Origin of the sequence: Streptomyces sp. NPDC015242, assembly GCF_043079125.1 — a bacterium.
In the GTDB taxonomy this organism is placed as follows: Bacteria; Actinomycetota; Actinomycetes; order Streptomycetales; family Streptomycetaceae; genus Streptomyces.
Map to the genome: position 1 here is coordinate 267,967 of NZ_JBIBUF010000011.1, position 20,824 is coordinate 288,790.

20 protein-coding genes and 6 tRNA genes are annotated in these 20,824 nt (G+C 74.3%); 17 read left to right on the plus strand and 9 right to left on the minus strand.

Going from position 1 to position 20,824, the window contains the following annotated elements:
- Positions 1-15 precede the first annotated feature (15 nt).
- From ACF07N_RS32680 to ACF07N_RS32705, 6 genes are all read left to right on the plus strand, one after another.
- Positions 16-648, plus strand: coding sequence for a GNAT family N-acetyltransferase (locus ACF07N_RS32680; RefSeq protein WP_392119997.1), 633 nt, complete (start codon positions 16-18; stop codon positions 646-648).
- A 142-nt stretch (positions 649-790) separates the two neighbouring features.
- Positions 791-2,011, plus strand: coding sequence for a precorrin-6y C5,15-methyltransferase (decarboxylating) subunit CbiE (gene cbiE, locus ACF07N_RS32685; protein ID WP_392120000.1), 1,221 nt, complete (start codon positions 791-793; stop codon positions 2,009-2,011).
- A 367-nt stretch (positions 2,012-2,378) separates the two neighbouring features.
- A complete protein-coding gene (gene cobT / locus ACF07N_RS32690; protein WP_392120003.1) occupies positions 2,379-6,797 on the plus strand; it encodes a nicotinate-nucleotide--dimethylbenzimidazole phosphoribosyltransferase in 4,419 nt (1,472 codons plus the stop codon).
- A gap of 183 nt (positions 6,798-6,980) precedes the next feature.
- A complete protein-coding gene (gene cobA / locus ACF07N_RS32695) occupies positions 6,981-8,225 on the plus strand; it encodes a uroporphyrinogen-III C-methyltransferase (protein WP_392120006.1) in 1,245 nt (414 codons plus the stop codon).
- Positions 8,226-8,289: 64 nt separating this feature from the next.
- The gene (locus tag ACF07N_RS32700) at positions 8,290-9,108 is read left to right on the plus strand and encodes a TrmH family RNA methyltransferase (RefSeq protein ID WP_383333980.1); all 819 of its coding nucleotides are present in this window, start codon (positions 8,290-8,292) and stop codon (positions 9,106-9,108) included.
- A 16-nt stretch (positions 9,109-9,124) separates the two neighbouring features.
- On the plus strand, positions 9,125-9,517 hold the full coding sequence (locus tag ACF07N_RS32705) for an NUDIX domain-containing protein (protein WP_383347292.1): 393 nt from the start codon (positions 9,125-9,127) through the stop codon (positions 9,515-9,517).
- A gap of 78 nt (positions 9,518-9,595) precedes the next feature.
- On the opposite strand, the gene ACF07N_RS32710 is transcribed toward ACF07N_RS32705, so the two are convergent.
- Positions 9,596-11,044 (minus strand): protein kinase, encoded by a 1,449-nt coding sequence (locus tag ACF07N_RS32710; protein WP_392120011.1) that lies wholly within the window; start codon positions 11,042-11,044, stop codon positions 9,596-9,598.
- 196 nt (positions 11,045-11,240) lie between these two features.
- Here ACF07N_RS32710 and ACF07N_RS32715 point away from each other — a divergent pair, with 196 nt between their 5' ends.
- From ACF07N_RS32715 to ACF07N_RS32730, 4 genes are all read left to right on the plus strand, one after another.
- Entirely contained in the window at positions 11,241-11,480 is a 240-nt protein-coding gene (locus ACF07N_RS32715; protein WP_383333974.1) for a hypothetical protein, read from the plus strand.
- A 232-nt stretch (positions 11,481-11,712) separates the two neighbouring features.
- Positions 11,713-11,922, plus strand: a complete 210-nt coding sequence (locus ACF07N_RS32720) for a hypothetical protein (protein ID WP_383333972.1) — start codon at positions 11,713-11,715, stop codon at positions 11,920-11,922.
- Between the two features lie 271 nt (positions 11,923-12,193).
- Positions 12,194-13,198 carry a phosphotransferase family protein gene (locus ACF07N_RS32725; RefSeq protein ID WP_392120015.1) on the plus strand — a complete coding sequence of 335 codons (1,005 nt, stop codon included), beginning with the start codon at positions 12,194-12,196 and terminating at the stop codon, positions 13,196-13,198.
- A 79-nt stretch (positions 13,199-13,277) separates the two neighbouring features.
- On the plus strand, positions 13,278-13,568 hold the full coding sequence (locus tag ACF07N_RS32730) for a zf-TFIIB domain-containing protein (RefSeq protein WP_392120018.1): 291 nt from the start codon (positions 13,278-13,280) through the stop codon (positions 13,566-13,568).
- A gap of 58 nt (positions 13,569-13,626) precedes the next feature.
- On the opposite strand, the gene ACF07N_RS32735 is transcribed toward ACF07N_RS32730, so the two are convergent.
- The 5 genes from ACF07N_RS32735 to ACF07N_RS32755 form a co-directional block, all read right to left on the minus strand.
- Positions 13,627-13,698, minus strand: a tRNA-Val gene (locus ACF07N_RS32735).
- A 43-nt stretch (positions 13,699-13,741) separates the two neighbouring features.
- A tRNA-Val gene (locus ACF07N_RS32740) sits at positions 13,742-13,813 on the minus strand.
- A gap of 24 nt (positions 13,814-13,837) precedes the next feature.
- Positions 13,838-13,909 (minus strand) — tRNA-Val (locus ACF07N_RS32745).
- Position 13,910: 1 nt separating this feature from the next.
- Positions 13,911-13,984: transfer RNA gene (locus tag ACF07N_RS32750), tRNA-Cys, on the minus strand.
- Positions 13,985-14,020: 36 nt separating this feature from the next.
- Positions 14,021-14,093 (minus strand) — tRNA-Gly (locus ACF07N_RS32755).
- A gap of 177 nt (positions 14,094-14,270) precedes the next feature.
- On the opposite strand from ACF07N_RS32755, the gene ACF07N_RS32760 reads away from it, so the two are divergent.
- The 3 genes from ACF07N_RS32760 to ACF07N_RS32770 are packed head-to-tail and all read left to right on the plus strand — an operon-like array spanning position 14,271 to position 17,011.
- Positions 14,271-15,314 (plus strand): chorismate-binding protein, encoded by a 1,044-nt coding sequence (locus ACF07N_RS32760; protein ID WP_392120021.1) that lies wholly within the window; start codon positions 14,271-14,273, stop codon positions 15,312-15,314.
- Positions 15,311-16,132 (plus strand): aminotransferase class IV, encoded by an 822-nt coding sequence (locus ACF07N_RS32765; protein ID WP_383333964.1) that lies wholly within the window; start codon positions 15,311-15,313, stop codon positions 16,130-16,132. Before ACF07N_RS32760 ends, ACF07N_RS32765 begins: the two co-directional genes overlap by 4 nt.
- 54 nt (positions 16,133-16,186) lie before the next feature.
- Entirely contained in the window at positions 16,187-17,011 is an 825-nt protein-coding gene (locus tag ACF07N_RS32770; RefSeq protein ID WP_392120024.1) for a GNAT family N-acetyltransferase, read from the plus strand.
- Positions 17,012-17,055: 44 nt separating this feature from the next.
- Here the strand turns inward: ACF07N_RS32770 and ACF07N_RS32775 are convergent, their stop codons facing one another.
- A complete protein-coding gene (locus ACF07N_RS32775) occupies positions 17,056-17,568 on the minus strand; it encodes a DsbA family protein (RefSeq protein WP_383333960.1) in 513 nt (170 codons plus the stop codon).
- Between the two features lie 177 nt (positions 17,569-17,745).
- Between ACF07N_RS32775 and ACF07N_RS32780 the strand changes: the two genes are divergently transcribed.
- Positions 17,746-18,189 carry a hypothetical protein gene (locus tag ACF07N_RS32780; RefSeq protein ID WP_392120028.1) on the plus strand — a complete coding sequence of 148 codons (444 nt, stop codon included), beginning with the start codon at positions 17,746-17,748 and terminating at the stop codon, positions 18,187-18,189.
- Positions 18,190-18,339: 150 nt separating this feature from the next.
- On the plus strand, positions 18,340-18,516 hold the full coding sequence (locus ACF07N_RS32785; RefSeq protein ID WP_383333956.1) for a hypothetical protein: 177 nt from the start codon (positions 18,340-18,342) through the stop codon (positions 18,514-18,516).
- Between the two features lie 73 nt (positions 18,517-18,589).
- On the opposite strand, the gene ACF07N_RS32790 is transcribed toward ACF07N_RS32785, so the two are convergent.
- Both ACF07N_RS32790 and ACF07N_RS32795 read right to left on the minus strand, forming a co-directional pair.
- On the minus strand, positions 18,590-19,150 hold the full coding sequence (locus tag ACF07N_RS32790; protein ID WP_383333954.1) for a CGNR zinc finger domain-containing protein: 561 nt from the start codon (positions 19,148-19,150) through the stop codon (positions 18,590-18,592).
- Positions 19,151-19,439: 289 nt separating this feature from the next.
- On the minus strand, positions 19,440-19,853 hold the full coding sequence (locus ACF07N_RS32795; protein ID WP_004002642.1) for an SsgA family sporulation/cell division regulator: 414 nt from the start codon (positions 19,851-19,853) through the stop codon (positions 19,440-19,442).
- A gap of 191 nt (positions 19,854-20,044) precedes the next feature.
- On the opposite strand from ACF07N_RS32795, the gene ACF07N_RS32800 reads away from it, so the two are divergent.
- Entirely contained in the window at positions 20,045-20,503 is a 459-nt protein-coding gene (locus ACF07N_RS32800; protein ID WP_392120031.1) for a TIGR02611 family protein, read from the plus strand.
- A gap of 76 nt (positions 20,504-20,579) precedes the next feature.
- A tRNA-Val gene (locus ACF07N_RS32805) sits at positions 20,580-20,651 on the plus strand.
- Positions 20,652-20,824: the final 173 nt, after the last annotated feature.

A 20,824-nucleotide genomic window follows, 5' to 3' on the forward strand; every position in this document is an offset into this window, starting at 1 on the left:
GTTACGGAGCGGCGCATGACGAGCACCTTCCCCAACGTCTCCATCAATACGGAGCGGTTGGTCCTGCGCCCCTTCGAGGAGCCGGACATCCAGGCCTTCGCCGACATGATGAACGACGAGCTCGTCACCGCCTGGACCTCCGTCCCGCACCCCTACACCGAGGCCCACGCCCGCGCCTGGATCACCGAACGGGCCCCCGCCGAACGGGCCGAGGGACGCGGCATCGTCTTCGCCGTCACCGAGTTCCTCACCCAGCGCCTGGTCGGCGTCGTCCACCTCAAGAACACCGACTGGCGCATCCGGGCCACCGAGCTCTCCTACGTCATCGCCCCCTGGGCCCGCGGCGAGGGCTACGCCTCCGAAGCCGCGCTGGTCACCGCCCGCTGGCTCTTCGACGACCAGAAGTTCGAGCGCCTCGAACTGCGCACCGCCGCCGACAACACCGCCTCCCAGCAGGTCGCCCAGAAGATCGGCTGCATCAGCGAGGGCGTGCTGCGCGGCGCCTGGATAGCGCGCACCCGCACCGACAGCGGCGAGTGGACCGAGGTGCGCACCGACCTCATCGTGTGGAGCCTGCTCCCCGAGGACCTGGAGGGCGTCGGCGACCAGCTGCCCGGCGGCTTCACGTCCTTCGGCGACTGGAACTGACCGGAATCACCCGGCGCCCGACGGCGACGACGGCACCGGCGCACCCGCCGCAACCTGCACCGGGTACCCTCACGGAGCCCGCCCGCGGGCCGCACCCCGACACGACACACGACCTGCGCGAAACCCCTGGAGACTGACGACGATGGCCGACCGGGTCACGGTGATCGGCTGGGACGGCTCGCCGCTGACCACCGCGGCACGCGCCGCCCTGGGCGCCGCGACGCTCGTGGCGGGCGCCGCCCACCACCTGGAACTTCCCGAGGTGCCCGCGGGCGCGGAGCGCGTCCGCCTCGGCAGTGTCGCCCTCGCCGCCCGCCGCATCGCCGCCCACCGCGGTACGGCCGTCGTGCTCGCCGACGGCGACCCCGGCTTCTTCGGCGTCGTACGCACCCTGCGCGCCCCCGAGTTCGGCCTGGAGGTGGAGGTCGTCCCGGCCGTCTCCTCCGTCGCCGCCGCCTTCGCCCGCGCCGGCATGCCCTGGGACGACGCACAAGTGGTCGTGGCACACCCCCGTACGCTGCGCCGCGCCGTGAACGTATGCCGCGCCCACACCAAGGTGGCCGTGCTCACCTCACCCGGCGCCGGTCCCGCCGAACTCGGCCTGCTCCTCGAAGGGGTCCACCGCTCCTTCGTCATCTGCGAGGAGCTCGGCACCGGCCACGAGCGCGTCACCGTCGTCACCTCGGACAAGGCCGCCGACCACACCTGGCGCGACCCCAACGTCGTCATCGTCCTCGGCGGTCCCACCCGGCCCGTCACGGCGGGGGACAGCGGCGGCTGGCTCGCCGGCCGCGACCCGTCGGCCGGGCCGCGCGGCTGGTCCCTGCCCGCCGAGGCGTACGGCGGCGACCTCGGCGAGGGCGAGACCCAGTTGCTGCGCGCCTCCCAACTCGCCCGCCTGGGACCCCGCGTGGGCGACCTCGTCTGGGACATCGGCTGCGGCAGCGGCGCCTTCGCCGTCGAGGCCGCGCGGGCCGGCGCCGCCGTCCTCGCCGTCGACAGCGACCGGGCCGCCTGCGCCCGCACCGACGCCACCGCCCGCCGCCTCGGCGTCCAGCTCCAGATCGTCCACGGCACCGCCCCGCACGTCCTGGAGAACCTCCCCGAGCCGGACGTCGTACGCGTCGGCGGCGGGGGAGCGGCCGTCGTCTCGGCGGTCGCCGACCGCCGCCCGCAGCGCATCGTCACGCACGCCGCCACCCGCGACGCCGCCGAACTCATCGGCCGCGACCTGACCGAACACGGCTACGCCGTCGAGTGCGCCCTGCTGCAGTCCGTCGAACTCGACACCAGGGTCTGGTCGGAGAAGGAACGGAGCGTCGCGTTCCTGCTCAGCGGGGTACTGCCGAAGCGCGGTGGCTGATCCCGCGACCGTCCCCGTGATCGGTTTGTCGTACTGCGCGCGGTAGGCTGGCCGATCGCTGCACCGCACGTGGACGTCCGGCAGTTCGTCGGTCAATGTCCGGAAAACCCGCCCGTTTTGGGGTGGGTGTGGTACGGCAGAACCGGAGGACGCGCAACGTGGCGCAGTCCACAGCGGAACCGTCACGGATCAAGCTGCCGTGAGGGTGCCACGGCCGCAACAATGCCAGTGAATGGCTTTGTCGCCTTTTCCGGGCGGGCCGCTCGTGCCGCTGGGGACGCACGCTCGTTCTTCACTGTGGGGCGGTCGGTGCGCCGTTCCGGGTGAGCTGGTCGTAGGAGCACTAACCGATGGGCGAGGGGTACGCATGACCGACACCGGCCAGGTCCCGGCCGAGGGGCTGCCGGAGAACGCAGGCATGGTGGAACAGCCGGGCGCCGCGCACGGTTCGTACACCTACCTCTCCGAGACTCCCGCCGAGGACGAAGACCTCCTGCTGCCGGGCGCCCAGGGCGCCTGGGGTCACGAGGTCGCCCCGCCGGCGCCGGAACCGGTCGTCGAGACCGTGCACGAGCCGGGCCCGCACGAGCTCTCCGGCCGCGACAGCGGCTCGGTCGACCTCGGCGGCGTCCGTCTGCCCGACCCGCCGCCGATCCCGCCCATCACGCCGCGCCGCCCGCTGCACCTCGGGCCGCCGCTGCCCGACGCCTCCGCCAGCCCGGTCCGCTCCCTCGCCGACCGCGGCCCCGCGGACGCGCCGGTGCGCCAGCCCGTGCCGTCACCGGGCCCCGAGTACCTCGACGCCCCGCGCGCCGTGGAGACGCCCTCGGCCCCGGCGGCGCCCTGGAGCGCGCAGCCCGTACCGCAGCCCCAGCCGAGCGCCGGGGCGGCGCCTGCCGAAACGGTTGTCCCGGCCCAGGAGCCCGTGGGAGCGGCCCAGGCCGTGGTGGCCCGGGTGACGGCGGAGGCCGGGCAGACGGTCCCGGCCCAGGCGACCGAGCCGACGGCGGCCGAGGCGACGGCGGCCGAGTCCACGGCCGTTGAGCCGGTGGCCGCGGAGGCGACGGCCGTTGAGCCGGTGGCCGACGAGCTGACGAGCGCGGAGCCGCCTGCCGCCGAGGCGGTTCCGGCTCAGGCCGCTTCGCCGGGTCCGGTGGTTTCCGCGCAGGTGACGGAGGTGCAGCACGCGGGGGAGGAGCACCCCGTGGCCGAGGGGCAGCCCGCGGTGGCGGCGCAGACGGCCGCGGCGGGAGCTGTGGTGGCCGGGCAAGGCGCGGAGCCCGGGTCCCCGGTCTCCGCACAGCCTGTCGATGCCGGGTCCGCGGTACCCGCGCGGCCCGCCGCCGAGGCCGAGCAGATGGTGCCCGAGCAGGTCGCGGCGGCCCCGGCTGCCGATGCCGTGGCTGTGGCGGAGCAGAGCGCTCCCGCCGTCTCCGAACCGGCTGTGACGGGTCCGGACGCGGCGGCCGTGAGTGACTCCGCCGGGTCCGCGGAGGCGGCCCCGGGCGCCGGTCCCGTCGCCGGGTCCGAGCAGAGCGCCCCCGTCGCAGTCGCTCCGGAGACCGTCCAGCCCGACGCCGCCGAGGTGGCTGCCGAGCCCGCTGCCGTGTCCGCACCGGGTGCGGAGCCCGGGAGCGTGGCCGCGGCGGGCCACGGCTCGGAAGCGGGACCGGCCGCTTCCCCCGAGGCCCCCGCCGTGGACGAGCCGACTGCGGCCACCGCGGCGGAACAGAGCGCGCCGCCCGCTGCTGCTCCGGAAGCGGGCCCGGCCCCCGAGGCCGTCCCGTTCCCGGACGCCGCCGGCGCATCCGGGCAGGGCGACGTGACCGCGTCGGACCCCATGGCCGGGGCCCCCGTCGACGGCACCCAGACCGCCGCACCCGGTGCTTCGGACGCGGTGACCCCGGAAGCCGCCGTCCAGGCACCCGGCCCGGCACACCCCGAAGGCACCGACCCCGCAGCGCAGGCACCTACGCAGGCACCGGACGCCGTCGCCCCCGTGACCGCCTCCGAGGGCGCAGCGGAGGCGGTGGAAGCCGCGGAGGCTCCTACGCCCGCCGCGGCAGAACCCGTCGCACAGGATCCCGCGGCCACCGCCGCACCGGTCGACGACTCCGCCGCCCAGCCCGCGGCGCAGCACACCGAGCCGGCCGACACCGAGGCAACAGCGCAGCCCGAGATGACAGTTCCGCACACCGTGACCCCCACGCCCGAGGCCCCTGCCGCCCCGGCCGCAACCGGCGAACCCGCCGCCCCGGACCCCGCAGAGGCCCCGCAGCCCCCCGCGGCCCAGGCTCAAGACCAGACGGCAGCCCCGGCACCGGCCCAGGCAGAGGCTCCGGCCCCCGCCCAGCCGCAAGCCCCGGCGCCCGCCCAGGCGGAGCCCTCTGCACTCGCGCAGGCGGAGCCTCTGGCCCCCGCCCCGGCGGAAGCCCCGGCCCCCGCCCCGGCGCAAGCTCCGGCCCCCGCCCCGGCGCAAGCCCCGGCACCGGCCGAAGCTGAGCTTCAGCCGGAAGCCTCCGCCCAGCCTCAGCCGGAAGACGCCCCCCGAACTCACCCGGAGGCCCCCGCCCCGGCAGACCCCCAGACGGAAGCCCCGGCATCCACCTCACCCCAGCCCTCACACCCGGCGCCCGCGGCCCAGCCCCAGTCCGCGCCGGCGCCCGCGCAGGCGCCGCAGGCCACGCCGACCCCGGAGCCGGTCCCCCCGGCCTCCGCCTCCCCCCAGGCACCGGCCGCAGGAACCCCCGAAACGCCCGGGACGCCCGCAACCCCCGGCACCCCCGCCGAGGACGTCACCGTCGTCCTGCCCGCTCCGCCCGCGGGCGAGCAGAGCGGCCGGCACGTGCAGGGCCCGCAGCAGTCCCAGCCCGGGCAGCCCGGTGCGGCGGAACCCGCCGCCCTCGTCCCCGCCCCCCGCGACGGCGACGCCGAACTCGCGCAGAACGCCGACGACCTGGACACCCGGGGCGCCGAACAGGAAGACCTGGCGGACCAGGAACGTCTCGAGCGAGAGGGCGCGCCCGCAGTGACAGAGGCACGAGAGTCCACCGGCCCCGCCGCACCCCCCTACGACCCCGCCGAGCGCGAGGCCGTCCTGAAGGTCATGCGCGAACGCCGCGACATCCGCAACGGCTTCCGCAGCGACCCCATCCCGCACGAGGTGCTGCTCCGGGTCCTGGAGGCGGCGCACCACGCGCCCTCCGTGGGCCACTCGCAGCCCTGGGACTTCGTCGTCATCCGCTCCGCCGACACGCGGCGCGCGATGCACGAACTGGCCATGCGCCAGCGCGACGCGTACGCGAAGTCCCTCCCCAAGGGCCGGGCCAAGCAGTTCAAGGAACTGAAGATCGAGGCCATCCTCGACACGCCGGTGAACATCGTCGTCACCGCCGACCCGACCCGCGGCGGCCGTCACACCCTCGGCCGCCACACCCAACCCCAGATGGCCCCGTATTCGGCCGCCCTGGCCGTGGAGAACCTCTGGCTCGCCGCCCGCGCCGAAGGACTCGGCGTCGGCTGGGTCAGCTTCTTCGACGAGCGCGAGATGGTGCGCGCGCTCGGGCTGCCCGAGCACCTCGAGGTCATCGCCTATCTGTGCGTCGGTTACGTCGACGAGTTCCCGGACGAGCCCGAGCTGCTGCAGGCGGGCTGGTCCAAGCGCCGCCCGCTGTCATGGGTCGTGCACGAGGAGACGTACGGCCGGCGCGCACTGCCCGGAGAGGAACCGCACGACCTGCTCGCCGAGACCGTCGCGCAGATCCGCCCGCTGGACGCCAAGGCGCTCGGCGAGGCGTGGGAGCGCCAGAAGCGCATGACCAAGCCGGCCGGCGCGCTGGGCATGCTGGAGATCATCTCCGCCCAGCTGTCCGGACTGTCCCGCCAGTGCCCGCCGCCCATCCCGGAGCCCGCGGCCGTCGCGATCTTCGCGGGCGACCACGGCGTCCACGCCCAAGGGGTCACGCCCTGGCCCCAGGAGGTCACGGCCCAGATGGTGGCCAACTTCCTCGGCGGCGGCGCCGTCTGCAACGCCTTCGCCACCCAGGTGGGTGCCGAGGTCTGCATCGTGGACGTGGGTGTCGCCGCCGACCTCCCGGCCACGCCGGGCCTGCTGCCCCGCAAGATCCGGGGCGGCACCTCCGACATGACGACCGGACCCGCGATGACCCGCGAGGAGGCCAAGCAGGCCGTCGAGGTGGGCATCGAGACGGCCCGCGACCTGGTCGCCGCCGGGAACAAGGCCCTGCTCACGGGCGAGATGGGCATCGGGAACACCACCGCTTCAGCGGCCCTGATCTCCGTCTTCACGGGTGCGGACCCGGCCGAGGTCACCGGCCGGGGCACGGGCATCAACGACGAGACCCTCGCCCGCAAGACCGAGGTCGTCCGCCGCGCCCTCGAACTCCACCAGCCCGACCCGGCCGACCCGATCGGCGTGCTGGCGGCGATCGGCGGCTTCGAGCACGCCGCCATCGTCGGCCTCCTCCTCGGCGGCGCTTCCCTGCGCACCCCGGTGATCCTCGACGGCGTCAGCGCCGGCGCGGCCGCCCTGGTCGCCCGCGCGATCGCCCCGGAGGTCCTGGCCGCGTGCATCGCGGGCCACCGCAGCGCGGAGCCGGGCCACGTGGCGGCCCTCAACAAGCTGGGCCTGCGTCCCCTGGTCGACCTCGACCTGCGCCTGGGCGAGGGCACGGGCGCCCTGCTGGCCCTGCCCCTGGTGCAGAGCACGGCCCGGGCCATGCACGAGGTGGCGACGTTCGACTCGGCGGGCGTCACCGAGAAGTAGGGCTCCCGGAGCCCTGTCACGTCCGTGCCCTCCCCTTCCGTACGGCGGAACGGGAGGGCACGGACCATGTCGGGCGAAGGCCGTCGTGCCCAGCCCCTGGACCACCCGGGCCGCCCTTCCGCCCGCCCATTAAAATCCGCACGTCAGGGCTACCGCACCGCCGTCAACAGGAGCCGCACCCCCATGGCCGAACACCCCGCCTACCCCGTAGGCCTCCGCCTCACCGGCCGCCGCGTGGTCGTCCTCGGCGGCGGCCAGGTCGCCCAGCGCCGCCTCCCGGCGCTCGTCGCGGCCGGCGCGGACGTCCTGCTCGTGTCCCCGCAGGCCACGCCCTCGGTGGAGGCGATGGCGGACGCCGGTGAGATCACCTGGCAGCAGCGTCCCTACCAGGAGGGCGACCTCGCGGACGCCTGGTACGCGCTGATCGCCACCAGCGACCCGGAGGCCAACGCCAGGGCCTCGGCCGAGGCGGAACGCCACCGCGTGTGGTGCGTCCGCTCCGACGACGCCGACCAGGCCACCGCCTGGACCCCGGCCACCGGCCACAGCGAGGGCGTCACGGTCGCCGTGCTCACCACCGAGGCGCGCGGCCGCGACCCGCGGCACACCGCCGCCATCCGTGACGCGGTGGTCGAGGGCCTGCGCGACGGCACACTGGTCGCCCCGCACCACCGCACCCGGGCACCCGGAGTGGCCCTGGTCGGCGGCGGCCCCGGCGACCCGGACCTGATCACCGTGCGCGGCCGCCGCCTGCTCGCCGAGGCCGACGTGGTCATCACCGACCACCTGGGCCCGCGCGACCTGCTCGCCGAACTCTCCCCGCACGTCGAGGTGATCGACGCGGCCAAGCTGCCCTACGGCAGGTTCATGGCCCAGGAGGCCATCAACGACGCCCTGATCGAGTACGCCAGGCAGGGCAAGTCCGTCGTCCGGCTGAAGGGCGGCGACCCCTTCGTCTACGGGCGCGGCATGGAGGAGGTCCAGGCGCTGGCCGAGGCGGGCATCCCGTGCACGGTCGTGCCCGGGATCTCCAGTTCCATCTCGGTCCCGGGCGCCGCCGGCATCCCGGTCACCCACCGGGGCGTCGCCCACGAGTTCACGGTCGTCAGCGGCCACATCGCCCCCGACGACGAGCGCTCCCTGGTCGACTGGCCGTCCCTGGCCAAGCTCACCGGCACGCTGGTGATCCTCATGGGCGTCGGCACGATCGGGAAGGTCGCCGAGACCCTCATCGCCCACGGCAAGTCACCCGACGCGCCCGTCGCCCTGATCCAGGAGGGCACCACGGCCGGCCAGCGCCGCGTCGACGCCACCCTGGCGACCGTCGGGGAGACCGTGCGGACCGCGGACGTGAAGCCGCCCGCCGTCATCGTCGTCGGAGAGGTCGTCAAGGTCGGCCCCGCGCCCGCCGCGCCCCCGAGTGAGTAACCCCGGGTAACACCACCCGTTCCAAGCCGTTGGCACCGCACCCAGGACAAGGCAGTATCACCCTGTGGCCGATCTCATCACCGTCGAGGATCCCGACGACCCGCGCCTGCGCGACTACACCGGCCTGACCGACGTGGAGTTGCGCCGCAAGCGCGAACCCGCCGAGGGCCTGTTCATCGCCGAGGGCGAGAAGGTCATCAGAAGGGCCAAGGAGGCGGGCTACGAGATGCGCTCCATGCTGCTCTCGGCCAAGTGGGTCGACGTCATGCGCGACGTCATCGACGAACTGCCCGCCCCCGTCTACGCCGTCAGCCCCGAGCTCGCCGAGCGGGTCACCGGCTACCACGTGCACCGCGGGGCCCTCGCCTCCATGCAGCGCAAGCCCCTGCCCACCGCCGCCGGCCTGCTGAGCACCGCCCGCCGCGTCGTCGTGATGGAGTCGGTCAACGACCACACCAACATCGGCGCGATCTTCCGCTCCGCCGCCGCCCTCGGCATGGACGCGGTCCTGCTCTCCCCGGACTGCGCCGACCCCCTCTACCGCCGCAGCGTCAAGGTCTCCATGGGCGCGGTCTTCTCCGTGCCGTACGCCCGGCTCGACACCTGGCCCAAGGGCCTGGACGCGGTCCGCGAGGCGGGGTTCACGCTCCTCGCCCTCACCCCCGACGAGAAGGCCCGCTCCCTCGACGAGGCCGCCCCGCACACCATGGACCGCGTGGCCCTCATGCTCGGCGCCGAGGGCGACGGCCTGTCCACGCAGGCCCTGGTCGCGGCCGACGAGTGGGTGCGCATCCCCATGTCCCACGGCGTGGACTCCCTCAACGTGGGCGCCGCGGCCGCCGTCGCCTTCTACGCCGTGGCCACCGGCCGCCCCCCGGCGTAGGCCCGGGACCCGTCCCATGGAACAGCGCGACGCGATCGTCGCCGTCCTCCTGCGCGGCGAGCGCCTGCTCGCGATCCGGCGCGGCCCGGGCGTCGCGCGCCCCGGCTACTGGCAGCCGCCGAGCGGCAAGGTCGAACCCGGCGAGACCCAGGAGCAGGCGGTCGTGCGGGAGGCGCGCGAGGAGGTCGGCCTCACCGTCGTGCCGGAGGCCAAGGTCTGGGAGTCGGAGACCGACGACCACCGCTTCCGCCTCCACTGGTGGACCGCCCGCGCGGACACGGGAGAGGTGGTCCCGGACCCGGACGAGGTCGCCGAAGCCCGCTGGGTCACCCCGGAGGAGTTCCTGGCCCTGGACCCGGTCTTCGAGGCCGACCGCCCGTTCTTCGAGCGGATCCTGCCGGGACGGTGACGGCCCGCGGACCCGGCACTGCGGTGCGTCCCCGCCCGGCCCGGACTCCTACGGCGCGTCCCCGCCCGGCCCGGACTCCTACGGCGCGTACCCGCCCGGCCCGGACTCCCGCTGCACGTGCTCCTGCCGTACGCCCGCCCCGTCGCCGCCGAGGCCCCGCGCCGGGCCCTGGCAGCCCTGCACCAGGGCGATGCCGACGGCCACGAGCAGCGTGACCACGACGAACACGAAGAGCCGCTGGCGCAGCAGCCGCGGATTGGCGGGCCGCAGCCCGGTCCCCGTGTTCCGGGACGTCTGGCGCCCGGTACCGCTGTGCGGGGCGGACCGGCTGCCGCTGCCCGGCCGCGTGCCGTTGCGCCCGGTGGGGGTCGGCCGCGCGCCCGAGCGCGACGGGGCGCCGCCGCGCGAGGTACCGCGCACCGGAGCACGGCCGCGCTGACCGGCGCCCGACGGCCGGTTCCCGGTGCCGGAGGGCCGGGACGCGCCCCGCGCGCCGGACCCGCCCTGGGACACCGGGCCGCCGTCCGGCGCCGCGCCGTCCCGTGCCGGGGCGGCCCCGCGGGGCGGGGGAGTGCCCCGGCCCCGCTGCCCCCCGGACGTCCCCGGGCCCGGCCGGCCCCGGGGGCGGTCCGGATAGGTGTCGGCGGGCCGCTCGGCGTCGCCGCCGCGCGGCGCGGGCGGCCGCACACCGGCGAGGTCCTGGGACTCCCGGGCCGCGATCTCCTTCAGCCGCAGGGACAGCTGGAGCGTGCTGGGCCGCTCCTCGGGGTCCTTGGCCAGGCACGCCCGGACCAGCGGCGCCAGCGCGTCGGGCACCCCGTGCAGCTGCGGCTCCTCGTGCACCACGCGGTACAGCATCACCTCGGAACTGCCGTGCCCGAAGGGGGAGTCGCCCATCGAGGCGTAGGCGAGCGTGGCGCCCAGCGAGAACACGTCCGTGGCCGGGGTGACGGCGGCCCCGCGCACCTGCTCCGGCGCGAGGAAGCCCGGCGAGCCGACGGCCGTGCCGACGTGGGTCAGCGTCGAGGCGCCGGTCGCCCAGGCGATGCCGAAGTCGATGATCCGCGGCCCCTTCGGGGACAGCAGGATGTTCGACGGCTTCAGGTCCCGGTGCACCACCCCGGCCTCGTGCACCGCGACCAGGCCCTCCGACAGGGCGGCACCGACGGCGGCGACGTCGGCCGCCCCGAGCGGCCCCTCGGCGGCGACCTTGTCGTGCAGGGAGGGGCCGGGCACGTACTGGGTGGCGAACCAGGGCCGGTCCGCGTCGAGGTCGGCGGCCACGAGCCGGGCCGTGCACCCGCCGCGGATCCGTCTGGCCGCCGAGACCTCGCGGGCGAACCGCGAGCGGAACTCCTGGTCCTCCGCGAGGTCGGGCCGGATGACCTTGAGCGCGACCCGTTGCCCCTTCTTGTCGGAGCCCAGGTAGACCACGCCCATCCCGCCCGCGCCCAGCCGTCTGTGTAGCTTGAACGAGCCGACGACGCGCGGGTCCTCGCGCCTCAGGCGCATCATCGCCATGTTCATCCCCGCTGCCCGGTCCCTGTGACGAGCCACAGCTTACGTTTCCACGGCCGCCCGCGCGCAGAGGCCGCGCCCTCTCGCAGTGATGGATTGTCAGTGGTGGGTGGGAGACTTGAAAGGTGGTCAGGGAGGGCGCGGGGAGGCGGACTTCGCGCCGCGGGTGATCCCAACCACCCGTCGCGGAAGGGGGATTGGTCCTGTGAAGGGTGATCGCGTGGAGATAGTCGTGGACGCGGGGGACACGACGCGCACCTACGAGGTGGTGGCGAGCCGGGCGGGCCGCAGGGTGGAGACGGCGGTGCGCCGGGGGGTCGTGGAAGTGAGCGAAGTCACGCGTACCGGGACAGTCGTGCGTACGGCGCGGTTCATGGCGAACCGGGTGCTGGCGCTGGTGGAGCAGCCGGTTCCGCGGGAGGAGGGTGCGGAGGAAGCGGGATGATCCGGGCGTCCCGTCGGGGAAGACCCTGAGACCGGCACCGACGTCTCCAACCAGGGGAGTACGCGGCGGGGGACGGCTCATCCTCCGGGAGGCCCGGCAATCGGTACGAAGGCATGACGCCCGCGAGGGGCCGCGCGCCTAGATTTGAGGTCAAGCGGCGGGTGCAGCACTCGTCCCCCGAGGTCAGACACCCGCCGCTGTCAACGGCACAGAGAACTCCAGGAGAGGGACCATGGCCCACACGGCATCGCGGACGCTGATCCGCGAGGAGGGACGCAAGGCGTACGCCGCCGCGTTCCGCCCCCGCCGCCAGGGCCGTCGCCACCCCGTGGTGGCGACGCTGATGGCCCTTCCCCTGGCGGTCCTGCTCCTCCTCGTCTTCGACGGGTGGGAGACAGTGGCCACACAGGCGTCGTCCGTGGGAGAGATGCTGGGGCGCTGAGCGGCGACCCCAGGCCCGGAAGAGCGGTCCGGGCGGGGACATCCACCCATACAACCCCGTGGGGACGGGGGTGCGGCGGACGGCACAAATGCCGGCGCAGCTGGGGAGCTGCGCCGGCATTGCTTTTCCCCGACGGCCCCACGGCGCCGGGCGCGAGCGGGCGCCGGCGTCCCACGTTCCCGCCGCGGTATCCGCGCACCACCACCTCGCCCCCGGTGCCGACGGCCCTCGCCCGGAACCCGCGACCGGCGCCCAGGCGTAACCTCACCCCGTGACATCCGCCCCGGACCAGCTCATACCCGCCCTCACCGCCAAGGCCCGGGCGACCGCACACGCCCGCCCGGCGCCCTGCCCCTGCGGAGCGGCCACCCTCGCGGACCGCCCGGACGCCACCGTCGTACGCCACGGCGACACCGTCGCCAAGGCCCACCCCCCGGGCACCGCCGACACGGAGCTGACCAGCCGTCTCGCCGTCGCCGCGAGTCACCCGCGCATCCTCCTGCCCCCGCTCGCCCCCGCCCCCCTCCACCTGCACGGCCGTCTGGTCACCCTCTGGCCCCACGGCGTTCCCGTCGACCCGGACGACCCGGACGCCGCTCCCTGGGAAGCCGCCGCCACCCTCCTCGCCCGCCTCCACCGCACGCCCGCGCCCGAGGGCCTCCCGCCCATGCGCGGCCCGGCCAAGGCGGCCCACGCCGTCGCCCGGCTCGGCGAGGCAGCCGCACCGCACCTCGCGGCGGCACCGCATCCCACGTCCGCCGGGCGCCCCGGAGCCGACCAGGACCCCCTCGCGGCCGTCGCCCCGGTTCTGCGCGCCTGGGACACCCTCCCCGCCTGGGCCCGGGCCGAGAGCCCGATGCCCGGCACCGCGACCCTCTGCCACGGCGACCTCCACCTCGGCCAGCTCGTCCGTCACCCCGCCCCCGACGGGGCCTGGCTGCTGATCGACGTCGACGACCTCGGCACCGGCGTACCGGCCTGGGACCTGGCCCGCCCCGCCGCCTGGTACGCGTGCGGCCTGCTTCCGCCCGAGGCCTGGACCCGGTTCCTCACCGCCTATCGCGAGGCCGGCGGCCCGGCCGTGCCCGCGGACGGCGACCCCTGGCCGGCCCTGGACGTGCCGGCCCGTGCCCTGACCGTGCAGACCGCGGCCCGGGCCGTCGCCAAGGCGGTCGCGGCCGGGAGGGCCCTGGACGAGGTGGAGCGGGCGGTCGTGGACGCCTGCGGGCGGATGACCGCCCTCCCGCCGCAGTTGGCGCAGGACCACGCGAAGTAGGGTGCAACCGACCAGAGGCGGACAGAGTCTGTCCTGGCGAGACGCGAAGCAGGACCGATCGGCGAGGAGTTGACCGACCATGCAGTGTCCGAAGTGCCATGCCCCGATGCACACGTACAACCGCAACGGTGTCCAGATCGAGCAGTGCAGCGGCTGCCGGGGGATCTTCCTCGACTACGGCGAGCTGGAGTCGCTGACCCGTCTGGAGGCCCAGTGGTCCCAGGCCGCCCCGCCGCCTCCGCCCGGCCCGCACGCCTACCCCGCCCCTCCGGCGCCCGCCTGGGGCGCCCCGCACGGCGGCCACGGTCACCACGGCCATCACGGTCACCACCGTCAGAAGAGCTTCGGGCGCATGCTGTTCTCGTCCTGACGGACCCGGGCACGACGAAGCCCCCGGCCGTGGAACGGCCGGGGGCTCCGGTGTGATGTGGACGATACTGGGATTGAACCAGTGACCTCTTCCGTGTCAGGGAAGCGCTCTCCCGCTGAGCTAATCGTCCTCGGGACCATGACCACCGCGTGCGACGGATCATGGGCACTGCGTGCGCGATACTGGGATTGAACCAGTGACCTCTTCCGTGTCAGGGAAGCGCTCTCCCGCTGAGCTAATCGCGCGGGTGGATCTTCGAGAAGATCCAGTGGACGATACTGGGATTGAACCAGTGACCTCTTCCGTGTCAGGGAAGCGCTCTCCCGCTGAGCTAATCGTCCTTGGAGGTGGAGACGGGATTTGAACCCGTGTAGACGGCTTTGCAGGCCGTTGCCTCGCCTCTCGGCCACTCCACCAGGAGCGTAGGGGGCCGGGAGCCCCCTGTTCCTTCGAGCGGACGACGAGGCTCGAACTCGCGACCTCAACCTTGGCAAGGTTGCGCTCTACCAACTGAGCTACGTCCGCCTGTCGTTTCGGTCCGCTCTCGCGGCCCGGCGACGTGTTGAACTCTAGCGGATTCCCGTGCCAGTACAAAAACGCGTTTGCGCAGCGTGCTGCGCTTGCCCTGCTCAGGGGCGTCGCGGGCGCCCCGGAAGGGACATCCCCGGTCACCCGCCGGACACCCGCCATAGACTCGGCTGCGTGCTCGACCTCCCTCCCCTCGCCCGTTTCGGCGACCGTGTCGCCACCGGGCTCCGCGACGTCACCGACGACCCCGAGGCCCTGGAATCCAGCGGCTTCTGGGCCGTCTGCGCCGACTTCGAGGGCCGTCTGACCTGCGCGCGCTTCGGCGAGGTGCGCAGGGCCGAGGTGCCCGCGCCCGTTCCGGGCGGGTGGCGCGGACCGGCGGCGGGTGACTGGACGTCCTCGCTCGACCGCGCCGCGTACACCGCCGCGGTCCGGCGGATCCGCGCGCACATCGCGGCCGGCGAGGTGTACCAGGCCAACCTGTGCCGGGTGCTGTCGGCGCCCGTCGCGCCGGGCGCCGACGTCGACGCCCTCACCGCACTGCTGGCCCGCGGCAACCCCGCCCCCTACGCGGGAACGATCCGCCTGCCCGGGCACGGGGTGGAGATCGCCACCGCGTCCCCGGAGCTGTTCCTGCGCCGCGACGGACGGGTCGTGGAGTCCGGGCCGATCAAGGGCACCGGCCGGACCGAGGCGGACCTGCTGGAGAAGGACCACGCCGAGAACGTGATGATCGTGGACCTCGTCCGCAACGACATCGGCCGGGTCTGCGCCACCGGCACGGTCACGGTGCCCGACCTGTGCGCCGTCGAGAAGCACCCCGGACTGGTCCACCTGGTGTCCACGGTCCGGGGGGAGCTGCGGGAGGGGACCGGCTGGCCCGGGCTCCTCGGCGCCGCCTTCCCGCCCGGCTCGGTCACCGGCGCGCCCAAGTCCAGCGCGCTGCGGATCATCGACGCGCTGGAGACGGCGCCCCGCGGGCCGTACTGCGGCGGGATCGGCTGGGTCGACGCCGACCGGGGCACCGGCGAGCTGGCCGTCGGCATCCGCACCTTCTGGATCGACCGGGCCGCGGGCATGCTGCGCTTCGGCACCGGCGCCGGCATCACCTGGGGCTCCGATCCGGAGGGGGAGTGGCGGGAGACCGAGCTGAAGGCCGCCCGGCTGCTCGCGATAGCGTCGGGCACGTACGAGGTGAGTGGAGAGGACCTGACGTGAAGATCTGGCTCGACGGCGGGCTGCAGGACATCGAGTCCGCCCGCGTCTCCGTCTTCGACCACGGGCTGACCGTGGGCGACGGCATCTTCGAGACGGTGAAGGCCGTCGACGGCCGGGCGTTCGCGCTCACCCGGCACCTCGACCGGCTCACCCGCTCCGCGCGTGGCCTCGGCCTGCCCGACCCGGACCACGACGAGGTACGCCGCGCCTGCGCCGCCGTCCTGGAGGCCAACCCGGTGCCGCTCGGCCGCCTCCGCATCACCTACACCGGCGGCCACGGCCCGCTGGGCTCCGACCGCGGCGACCACGGCCCCACCCTCGTCGTCGCCCTCGGCGAGACGACCCGCCGCCCCGACTCCACGGCCGTGATCACGGTCCCCTGGACGCGCAACGAACGCGGCGCCCTGACCGGCCTGAAGACCACCTCGTACGCCGAGAACGTCGTCGCCCTCGCCCGCGCCCGTGAACAGGGCGCCTCCGAGGCCCTGTTCGGCAACACGGTCGGACAGCTCTGCGAGGGCACCGGCTCGAACGTCTTCGTCGTCCTCGACGGCGAGATCCACACGCCTCCGCTCGCCTCGGGCTGTCTCGCGGGCATCACCCGCGCGCTCGCCATCGAGTGGACCGGCGCCGGGGAGACGGACCTGCCGCTGGACGTCCTGGAGCGGGCCGACGAGATCTTCCTGACGTCCACGCTGCGCGACGTGCAGGCCGTGCACCGGGTCGACGGCCGGGAACTGCCCGGCGCGCCCGGCCCGGTGACCGCCAAGGCCATGCGGATCTTCGAGGAGCGGTCCGCGGACGACCTCGACCCCTGACCGTCCGCGTTTATTGGGCTGAACACGGCCGTGGATCCGGGTAGAACACCCCTGATGACCACGACCCTGCGGCCGACCGAGCCGCTGCAGCAGAACGCCGACGGGACGCGCTCGCGCCGTTACCAGGTGTGCGTGAACGGCCGTCCGGTGGGGACGATCCACCTCGGCACCCACCCCGTGTTCGGCGAGGCGGTGGCCCGGATCATGGAGCTCCGCATCGAGGAACCGGACCGCAGGCGCGGGCGCGGCACGGTGGCCGCGCTCGCCGCCGAGGAGGTCGCGCGCGGCTGGGGATGCCGCCGGATCGAGGCCATGGTCCCCGCCGGCCCGGAGCCCGCGTTGCGGTTCGCCACGGCACTCGGCTACGTCGTGCGCAACCGCGCCATGGAGAAACAGCTCGGCGACACCCCGCCCGAGCTGCCGTCGGGCAGCCGGGCCCGGCCCATGACGGAGGCGGAGTTCGGCCCCTGGCTGGAGAAGGGCAAGGAGGACTACGCCCGCGACTGGATGGAGCGGGGGGTCCCGGAAGCCGAGGCCCGGGCCAAGTCGGAGCGTGACCACGCCACGCTGCTGCCCGAGGGCCTCGCCACCCCCGGCATGCTCATCAGCGTCGTCGAGCACCTGGGGACACCGGTGGGCACCCTGTGGCTCGCGGTGCGCGACAACGGCGCCTTCGTCTTCGACGTCGAGGCGGACGCCGCCCACCGGGGCCGGGGACACGGCCGCACCCTGATGCTGCTGGCCGAGGCCCAGACGATCGCCGAGGGCAGGCGCGCCCTCGGCCTCAACGTCTTCGCCGGCAACACCCCGGCCGAAGGGCTCTACGCGTCACTCGGCTACGAGACGAAGCAGTACGCCCTGTACAAGCCGCTGTTGTAGCCGCCCTGGGACAGGGACGGGGACGGGAGCCTGGGGAGGGCGGGTCAGTGCTCCCGCGCGGCCAGGAGCCGGTCCGCGATCTCCTCGATCCGCTCGCGCAGGCCCTCCTGGCTCTTGCCCCCGTCGAGCCGCTCACCGTCGATGACGTACGTCGGCGTGCCGGTCACCCCGATGGCCTTGCCCTCGGCCTGATCGGCGTCGACGATCAGGATGTGCCGTCCGTCGACGAGCGCGGTGTCGAACTCCTCGGCGTCCAGGCCCAGTTCCCGGGCCACCTCGACCAGGAAGGGCTCGCCCTTGCGGCCCAGTTCCTCGACACGGCCCAGCAGGGCCTCCGCGTAGGCCCAGCCCGCGCCCTGCTCCCATGCCTCCTCGGCGGCCTGGGCGGCGGCGAAGGCGTGCTTGTTCTTCTCCAGGGGGAAATGCCGCAGCCGCAGCTCGAGACGGTCGCCGTAGCGCTCGCGCAGGGCGCGCAGGTCGTCCAGCGCGGTACGGCAGTCCGGGCACTGCAGGTCGCACCAGATCTCGAGAACGGGGGCGGGGGAGGAGTCACTCATGCCCCCAGTCTTCCAGCAGCCGGGTCCACGGGCGCAGCCCGTACCGGCACCTGGGGAGGAGGAGACCCGGAGATGTCCCTGATGTCCGGCCGCACCATGGCCCGCCGGGGTGCCGCGGGTGCAGGATGGAAGGGACGAACCGCCCTGCCCGACCGCGCGCCACGCCTGGAGGACCGGATGATTGCCGAGACCGTCTGCTCCGCCGTGTCCGCGGCGGGCCTGGGCATCGCGGCCGTCACGGCCTACCGCAAGCGTTTCCTCGCGGCGGTCCGCATCGCGGCGTACTCGCTCGTGCCGGTCGCGCTGGTGCTCACGGGCATCGTCGAGTGGCTGGCCGACACGGCCTTCAGCCCGACGGCCTGGGTCGGATTTGGCCTGCTGGGCGTGGCGTGGGTGCTGTTCACGACGACGCGGATGGTGGAGCGCCGGCGCGGCGGTTCCCGCAGGGAGCGCAGGGCCGCGGCCCGCGCGGCGCGCGGCGACGCCCCCACCGCGGTGGCCCCGGCGGCCTCCGCGCCCTCCCTCGGCCAGGGCTCGCGCCCGGCGGCCCGGCCCGCGGCGTCCCGGGGCGACGACGACTTCAGCGACATCGAGGCGATCCTCAAGAAGCACGGCATCTGACGCCCGCGCCGGCCGAACCGTCACAGTGGGTCCCCGGGCGCGCGGAAGTGATCACAAGCCGCACCGGACCTCGCGGAATCGGGGCACGTCCGCACGGAACGAGGCCGCCGATCGCGCCGGGACCGGCGACTGCGCCATCATCGCCGCGAGATGCTGGACACGACGACACAGAGCGACCCCGCCCCGCCGCGGGACGAGCCCCTTCCGCCACGGGACGAACCGCGCGGTTGCCTCTTCGCCCTCTCCCAGCCACCGCTGATGATCTTCCTGGCGGTGATCGGGTGTCTGCTGCTCATGGCCTCGCTGCACGATCTGCTGCTGCTGTGAGCCGTACCCGCGGTACCCGGCGCCACCCGCCGGGACCGCGTCGGCATCGACGTCTCCCCGGTGGCCCGTGCGGTCAGCCGGCCGCCTCCTTGCGGCGGGCCCGGTACGCGGCCACGTGCAGGCGGTTCCCGCAGGTGCGGCTGTCGCAGTAGCGGCGCGAGCGATTGCGGGACAGGTCGACGAAGGCCCGGCGGCAGTCGGGCGCCTCGCAGCGCCGCAGCCGCTCCTGCTCCCCGGCCACCACGAAGAACGCCAGCGCCATCCCGCAGTCGGCGGCCAGATGGTCGGCGACGGACGCTCCCGGCGCGAAGTAGTGGACGTGCCAGTCGTAGCCGTCGTGGTCGGTGAGCCGCGGTGTGGTGCCGGCGGCGGCGACCAGCTCGTTGATCAGCGCCGCGGCGGCCCGGGCGTCGGGGGCGGCGAAGACGGACGCGAACCGGCCGCGAATCTTCCGCACCGCGGAAAGGTCGAACTCCGAGAGCACGCCGACATCGCTGATCTCGTGGCCGCGCACGAAATCCGCGAGCGCGGCCACATCCGGCAGCCCGTCGGCCGCCGTGTCGTCCTCCGGTGCGGTGTTCACCAGATCGACCACGGTGTCGAGGGCGCACCGGGTGTCATGGGTGATCAGCACATTCGCTCCCTGGCCTGAGGGTCGGGCGGGCGCCCGCCGATGGGGGCCGATGGTAACGGCTCCGCATCCGCCGGACGGCCCTCATGCCCGCACATGGCTTCGAATACAACGCCGCCGGGGCCGCCGTGGTTCCCGGCGGCCCCGGCGTGCGGGAGCGGAGCGAAGCGGACCGGCGCCGCCCCGCGTGCTGCGCGGTGCCGGCGCCGGTGATTCCCGTGTGCGGATGTCCGGGCCCGAGCCGTCTCCCCGAGTCGACGGCGCCGGGCGGCTTGGTGAGGGCCTCGGCGGCCTAGCTTTCCGCCAGGATGTGCGACAGCTCCTGATCCAGGTCGAAGTGCCGGTGTTCCGTGCCGGGCGGCACAGCGGCGTCGGTGCGCTTCAGGAAGGACTCCAGGGCCCGCGCCGGGGCCTCCAGCAGGGCCTCGCCCTCCGGTGAGCTCAGGGCGATGCACACGACGCCCTGACCGTGACTGCGCGACGGCCAGACGCGGACGTCGCCGGTGCCCGTGGGGCGGTGAAGTCCCTCGGCGAGGAGGTCGCGGGCGAACACCCACTCGACGGTTTCCTCGGCTCCGGTGTGGAAGGTGGCGTGCACGGCGTAGGGGTCGGCCGTGTCGTACCGCAGGCCTGCGGGGACAGGCAGGGAGGACTCGCTCGACACAACGAGGCGCAGGTGCAGCTCGCAGCTGACCGTGGTGTTCATAAGCGCCAGGGCCTTTCGCTCAGTGTGCGCTCGGGGATTCGCACGTCGGCGAAATCGACATGCCACCTACGGTGCCGTTGTAAACCCCTCTGAGTGTTTTGCGTGCCTTTACGTAACTCTTCCGGCCGAGAGATCGTTCGCGCCGTGCGTCCATTCCGGTGACTGGTTTCGCTCGGGTAGTGTTTGGCCGTATGAATACGGGGAGTAACGAGCCGGGCGAGGTGGCCGTGGCACCGAACGAGACGGGGACGCACGAGGCGCACGGCGAGCCGCACCGGGGGCTCGGCTCGCGGGCGCCGGAATTCATCAAGGCGCGCCGCCTGCTGCACATGAGCTGGCAGGTCGGCGTCTTCATCATCGGGCTCGCAGTCGTCGTCGCGGGCATCATCATGCTGCCCCTGCCGGGACCGGGCTGGGTCGTGATCTTCGGCGGCATGGCGATCTGGGCCACCGAGTTCGTGTGGGCGCAGCTCGTGCTCCGCTGGACCAAGCGGAAGGTCACGGAAGCGGCCCAGCGTGCCCTCGACCCCAAGGTGCGACGGCGCAACATCATCCTCACGAGCATCGGCCTGATCATCGTGGGTGTACTGATCGGTATCTACGTGTGGAAGTTCGGCATCGTCATGCCGTGGAAGATCGAGAACCAGTGAGCCGTGCCCGGGGGTGCCGGCGTCGGCCGATGGTCACAGGCACCCCCTGACATGGGGTAATGTTCTTCCTGCGTCCGGGCGATTAGCTCAGTGGGAGAGCGCTTCGTTCACACCGAAGAGGTCACTGGTTCGAACCCAGTATCGCCCACCCGGAACGGCGGCCCACCTGTGATGAAGCAGGTGGGCCGCCGTCGTTGTCGGGCGGGTGTGCGGGTGTGCGGGTGTGCGGGTGTGCGTGCGAGCCCGGGCCGGAGGGTCCGGGGGCGCCGGTCCGGGCCGGGCCGCCGGGGCTCTCGGTGCCCGCCTGTTCCGCCCGCCCCG

Coding starts and splice junctions, on each gene's coding strand:
- ACF07N_RS32680 (WP_392119997.1), top strand. CDS start 16: ATGACGAGCACCTTCCCCAACGTCTCCATCAATACGGAGCGGTTGGTC.
- cbiE (WP_392120000.1), top strand. CDS start 791: ATGGCCGACCGGGTCACGGTGATCGGCTGGGACGGCTCGCCGCTGACC.
- cobT (WP_392120003.1), top strand. CDS start 2,379: ATGACCGACACCGGCCAGGTCCCGGCCGAGGGGCTGCCGGAGAACGCA.
- cobA (WP_392120006.1), top strand. CDS start 6,981: ATGGCCGAACACCCCGCCTACCCCGTAGGCCTCCGCCTCACCGGCCGC.
- ACF07N_RS32705 (WP_383347292.1), top strand. CDS start 9,125: ATGGAACAGCGCGACGCGATCGTCGCCGTCCTCCTGCGCGGCGAGCGC.
- ACF07N_RS32710 (WP_392120011.1), bottom strand. CDS start 11,044: ATGAACATGGCGATGATGCGCCTGAGGCGCGAGGACCCGCGCGTCGTC.
- ACF07N_RS32720 (WP_383333972.1), top strand. CDS start 11,713: ATGGCCCACACGGCATCGCGGACGCTGATCCGCGAGGAGGGACGCAAG.
- ACF07N_RS32730 (WP_392120018.1), top strand. CDS start 13,278: ATGCAGTGTCCGAAGTGCCATGCCCCGATGCACACGTACAACCGCAAC.
- ACF07N_RS32770 (WP_392120024.1), top strand. CDS start 16,187: ATGACCACGACCCTGCGGCCGACCGAGCCGCTGCAGCAGAACGCCGAC.
- ACF07N_RS32775 (WP_383333960.1), bottom strand. CDS start 17,568: ATGAGTGACTCCTCCCCCGCCCCCGTTCTCGAGATCTGGTGCGACCTG.
- ACF07N_RS32780 (WP_392120028.1), top strand. CDS start 17,746: ATGATTGCCGAGACCGTCTGCTCCGCCGTGTCCGCGGCGGGCCTGGGC.
- ACF07N_RS32785 (WP_383333956.1), top strand. CDS start 18,340: ATGCTGGACACGACGACACAGAGCGACCCCGCCCCGCCGCGGGACGAG.
- ACF07N_RS32795 (WP_004002642.1), bottom strand. CDS start 19,853: ATGAACACCACGGTCAGCTGCGAGCTGCACCTGCGCCTCGTTGTGTCG.
- ACF07N_RS32800 (WP_392120031.1), top strand. CDS start 20,045: ATGAATACGGGGAGTAACGAGCCGGGCGAGGTGGCCGTGGCACCGAAC.